The sequence below is a fragment of the Winogradskyella sp. genome, from assembly GCF_013042245.1.
GTDB lineage: Bacteria > Bacteroidota > Bacteroidia > Flavobacteriales > Flavobacteriaceae > Winogradskyella.
Genome location: NZ_JABDQL010000028.1, coordinates 1 through 5,093, shown reverse-complemented (window position 1 = coordinate 5,093; position 5,093 = coordinate 1). Strand labels below are relative to the sequence as shown.

The following is a 5,093-nucleotide window of genomic DNA, read 5'->3' as shown; positions in this document are numbered from 1 at the left end:
TCATTTACTATTTCCTGTCGCTCAAATAATTCGAGGCTTTTGAAGTATTCTGTGAAATTTTGTGGTATCATGACTTTCGTTTTTAATAAAATACAACTTATTTAAGTCATATTATAGAATATAGCCTAGTTTTATTGATTATCCTTTTTTAATCATAAATTGAAAAATATAATGATTTCTCTGTCATTTCGAGCGTGGTCACAGAGCGTGGTCACAGAGCGTAGTTGAAGTGTAGCCGAGAAATATAAAGTGTTGCTTTACAAGGTGTTTCGACTTTAGTTTATGCTGAGTACTTCGACTGTGCTCAGCATAAACTAAAGTCGAAGTACTCAATGTGACAGAATGAGTTTGAAATTTTAATTATTACTCATTACGGACATTTAATTAGATAGATTCTTTTACCTTCACTTTTATAAAATACTTATTTTAAGTTTTTTACAAAAGTAAAGGTGGTTGAGTGTATTCAAATTAGTATGAGCTAAATTACGTGATTATTAAAATAGGTATAAGTACTTGTTTTGGTTAATTAGAAACCGTAGAGATGTTTTATTAATTCATATAAGTATAGCCAAAAATAGTCTACTTTTTTAGTAGCACATAAGACCTTTCTTTAGTGACTTTCAACTTAATTTCACTTCCTAAAATCAAAGTCCGATTATCTTTCTCATGACCTGCTGGCATGTTAAAGGCTATTGGGAAATCATATTCTGAGAAGGCATCTAAAACAAGTTGCTCAATGGAAGTTCCCCAAAGTGTAGTGTTCTTTCGCATTTTAGACATGTCACCAACGACTAAGCCTTTTAGGTTTTCAAAATAACCTGCCCGTTTTAGGCTTTGAAGCATACGGTCTATATGGTACTTGTATTCGCCAATTTCTTCAATAAATAAAATTTTTCCGGAAGTATCTATACTGGTTTTAGAACCTAACATGGTATGTAAAATAGTAAGGTTTCCACCGACTAACTCTCCTTTAGTTTCACCAATTCTATTATATTTTGAGCCGTCTAAAGTGTAACTCTGAGGATTGCCGAATAAAGCAGATTTAAACGTACTTACAGTTTCTTGTATCTCACTTAAATCTTTTGTTAAACTTACACACATTAAGGCGTGTAAAGATTGAAATCCTTGATTATGAAACTGATTATGCAACGCTGTAATATCAGAGTAACCAATTAACCACTTCGGATTTTTTTTAAACTTAGTATAATCTAATTTATCTAAAATTCTGACAGTACCGTAACCACCACGAGCACACCAAATAGCAGAAATTTTTGGGTCGTCTAAAGCATTTTGAAAATCTTCGCATCGTTGTTCATCTGTTCCTGCAAAATGGTCGTCTTTACTAAAAACATGCTTTCCAACAATGGCATTTAACCCCCAACTTTTCAATAAAGCAACAGCCTGATTGACTTCACCTTCTCTATTTTTTAAAATTCCAGATGGAGCAACGATAGCAACAGTATCGCCAGCTTTTAAAAATTTTGGCTGAATCATTTTTGTTGTTTTATTTATAGAATTTTGAGCGTAAGACGTTGTACTAAAACTAAGAGATAGTATTAAAAACAGAATTAGTATTCGACCTTTCAAAATCATATAATGTGCTTTTTGTAAATGTACATTTTTTTTCTAAATCGCCTTTATAATGTGTACTTTTGTAGCCTTTAAATATAAAAGTATCATGTCTAAACGTTATACCATTACTGCAGCATTACCTTACACAAACGGACCAATACACATTGGGCATTTGGCAGGTGTTTATGTCCCTGCAGATATTTATGCAAGATATTTACGTTTAAAGGGAAACGATGTTGCTTTTATTTGCGGAAGTGATGAGCATGGCGTACCAATAACAATTAAGGCAAAGAAAGAAGGTGTTAAACCACAAGATATTGTGGATAAATACCATGCTATCATTAAAAAATCTTTTGAAGATTTTGGGATTACGTTTAATAATTACTCACGTACCTCAGCAAAAATTCATCACGACACGGCTTCAGATTTTTTTAAGACACTTTACAATAAAAACGAATTTGTTGAAGAGGTTTCAGAACAGCTTTACGATGCCGAAGCCAACCAATTTTTAGCAGATAGGTTCGTCACAGGTACTTGCCCAAAATGTGGCTACGAAGAAGCCTATGGTGATCAATGCGAAAGTTGTGGTTCTAGTTTAAATGCTACGGATTTAATAAATCCAAAATCGGCAATAACGGGAAACGTACCAACTTTAAAAGAAACTAAACATTGGTTTTTACCTTTAAATAAACACCAACAATTTTTAAAAGACTGGATTCTTGAAGGCCATAAAAAAGATTGGAAACCTAATGTTTATGGGCAAGTAAAGTCATGGATTGATGATGGTTTACGCCCTAGAGCAGTAACAAGAGATTTAGACTGGGGAATTCCTGTACCTGTTGAAGGTGGCGAAGGCAAAGTACTTTATGTTTGGTTTGATGCGCCGATTGGCTACATTTCAGCAACAAAAGAATGGACTGCACGCGAAGGAAAAAACTGGGAAGACTATTGGAAAGATGAAAACACTACTTTAGTTCACTTTATCGGTAAAGATAATATTGTGTTCCATTGTATTATTTTCCCAGCAATGTTAAAGGCTGAAGGTTCTTACATTCTTCCAGAAAATGTACCGGCAAATGAGTTTTTAAATTTAGAAGGTAAAAAATTATCGACCTCCAAGAATTGGGCAGTTTGGTTACCTGAATATTTGCAAGATTTTCCAAATCAGCAAGATGTTTTGCGTTATGTTCTAACAGCAAATGCACCTGAAACTAAAGACAATGATTTCACGTGGAAAGATTTTCAAGCAAGAAATAATAATGAGTTAGTTGCTATATTCGGAAATTTTATAAATCGCGTTGTAGTTTTAACAAATAAATATTACGATGGTATCATTCCTGAGTCAAGCGATTTCACTTTAGTTGACCAAAAAACCTTGGCTACCATAAAAGCATATCCTGCCGTAATTTCTAGCTCCATTGAACGCTACCGATTTAGAGAGGCAAGCCAAGAATTAATGAATTTGGCACGTCTAGGAAATAAGTATTTAGCAGACGAAGAACCCTGGAAAACTATAAAAACTGATGAAGCGCGTACAAAAACGGTAATGTTTGTGGCATTACAGATAGCCTCGGCTTTAGCAGTTTTAAGTGAGCCATTTTTGCCTTTTACTTCTGATAAATTAAAAGGTATATTAAATGCTGACAAGACCTCTTGGGAGGATGTTACTAACAAAAACATCTTAATTCATTCAGGTCATCAAATAGGAAAAGGTGAGTTATTGTTTTCTAAGATTGAAGACAAAATCATTCAGCTACAACTCGATAAATTGGAGGCTAGTAAAAAAGCTAACGAAGTAGCTAACAAAGTTCTTGAACCGCAGAAAGATGAAATTTCTTTTGATGATTTTACAAAGTTAGACATACGTGTTGGTACAATTCTCGAAGCTGAAAAGATGCCAAAAACTAAAAAGCTTTTAGTCTTAAAAGTAGACACTGGTATTGACACTAGAACGATAGTTTCTGGTATTGCAGAAGGTTTTAAACCTGAAGAAGTTATTGGTAAAAAAGTAACTGTTTTAGTCAACCTAGCACCAAGAAAACTACGCGGTGTTGAAAGTCAAGGTATGATTTTAATGACTGAAGATGAAGTTGGCAATTTAGTCTTTGTAAATCCAGATGAAGACACTGTTACTAACGGATTAAAGATTAGTTAAATGAGATTAAAGCACCTTCTTACTACGATTTGTATTGCTTTATTATCGATAAGCTCGTTTGGACAAACAGAGGTTTTAAGTTTCAAAATTGATACTAAAAATACACGTTCTAAAAAAACAACCTACTCTCTTATAAATGAAAATTCTGGTGATTTAGCATTTTTAATAACAGACAGAAAACAAATTCATGCGCGTCTGTTTAATTCAGATTTTAAGTCTGTCTCAAGCTTTTCATTTGATGCTCCTAAGCGAAAATATTTAGAACCGCTTGGTTATTCGATTACTGGTAAAACTTATAATCTTCTGTATGCAAATCAGAGGTTTTCAGACTTTATTATAGTTTAAGTAGATTTTGACACTAAAGCCTCTACTACAAAAAAGTTAGAATTTAAACTCGGAGATGAATTATATATTGAAACTATAGTTCACAATAGTCAATTACTTTTTCTTTCGAGTAATGGTGAGTCTATAGTTTTAAGAACACTATCAAAAAACAATACACTTGAAAACTTAAAAACTTTTGATATAAAAAATCTTTCTAAAAACACTTGGATTTATCAAGGATATACAGACTTTTGGAAGTTTTACTCTAACCAAATTGAAAAATCTAATATTACCAAAATAGACTATAGAGTCCCTATATCTATTGAACAAGCCGCTTCACCAATCAAACTTTATAAATTTAATAATGAATTGGTATTGGCCTTGAAAGACGAAGAAAATGGTACTTTGACTTATACTTTTGACCTTAAAACATATAACATTAGCGAAAAAATCTATGACTATCCTAAAGGAAAAATAGATGACTATAAGAGATACAATTCCTTTATTCATAAGGATAAAATTTTTCAATTGGCTAGTTCAAAGAAAGAAATGAGCTTTCAGGTAAAAGATTTAAATAACCGACTCATTAAAGAGTTTTACCTCACTAAAGAAGACTCAATACTATTTAAAAATGGTCCCATTATACAAGAAGGGCGTACGGCTTTACCTTTTCAAAATAGAAGAGAGCTAGAGGCATCTTCAAAATATTTAAGAAAAATAAGCTCTGGTAATATAGGTCTATCCGTATTAAAAGTAGATAGACTTTATGAAATTACAATTGGTGGCTACAAAATAGTACCAACAAATAAAGTTGGTTTTGGCGTAGGTTTTGGTGGTAATACTGGAGGCACTTTCGTTGGTGTTGGAGCAGGTAGTTATGCACCTGTATTTAATCCTACTTTTTTTAATTATACCATTTAAGTTATGTATTGCCGTATATATTTCGTATATTTACCTATGGGAAAAAAGGCGGTATTAAACATTAAAGAAACTGTTGTTGAACTGAACAACCTTCTTAGAAAGCAAAAAACGTTAAAGAAAG

At 32.7% G+C, this 5,093-nt stretch carries 4 protein-coding genes; 3 read left to right on the top strand and 1 reads right to left on the bottom strand.

From position 1 onward, the window contains the following. Window positions 1-579 precede the first annotated feature (579 nt). Complete coding sequence (locus HKP48_RS02885; protein WP_296342619.1) at window positions 580-1,494, bottom strand: LD-carboxypeptidase; 915 nt, start codon at window positions 1,492-1,494, stop codon at window positions 580-582. 184 nt (window positions 1,495-1,678) lie between these two features. On the opposite strand from HKP48_RS02885, the gene metG reads away from it, so the two are divergent. From metG to HKP48_RS02870, 3 genes are all read left to right on the top strand, one after another. After that, the gene (gene metG, locus HKP48_RS02880; protein ID WP_296342617.1) at window positions 1,679-3,727 is read left to right on the top strand and encodes a methionine--tRNA ligase; all 2,049 of its coding nucleotides are present in this window, start codon (window positions 1,679-1,681) and stop codon (window positions 3,725-3,727) included. Beyond that, window positions 3,728-4,072: a hypothetical protein gene (locus tag HKP48_RS02875; RefSeq protein ID WP_296342615.1), complete on the top strand. Its 345-nt coding sequence runs from the start codon at window positions 3,728-3,730 to the stop codon at window positions 4,070-4,072. A gap of 360 nt (window positions 4,073-4,432) precedes the next feature. Further along, window positions 4,433-4,972, top strand: a complete 540-nt coding sequence (locus HKP48_RS02870; protein WP_296342613.1) for a hypothetical protein — start codon at window positions 4,433-4,435, stop codon at window positions 4,970-4,972. Window positions 4,973-5,093: the final 121 nt, after the last annotated feature.

What these genes read in the sequence shown, in the direction of transcription:
- HKP48_RS02885 (WP_296342619.1), bottom strand. Translation starts at nt 1,494, where the DNA reads ATGATTCAGCCAAAATTTTTAAAAGCTGGCGATACTGTTGCTATCGTT.
- metG (WP_296342617.1), top strand. Translation starts at nt 1,679, where the DNA reads ATGTCTAAACGTTATACCATTACTGCAGCATTACCTTACACAAACGGA.
- HKP48_RS02875 (WP_296342615.1), top strand. Translation starts at nt 3,728, where the DNA reads ATGAGATTAAAGCACCTTCTTACTACGATTTGTATTGCTTTATTATCG.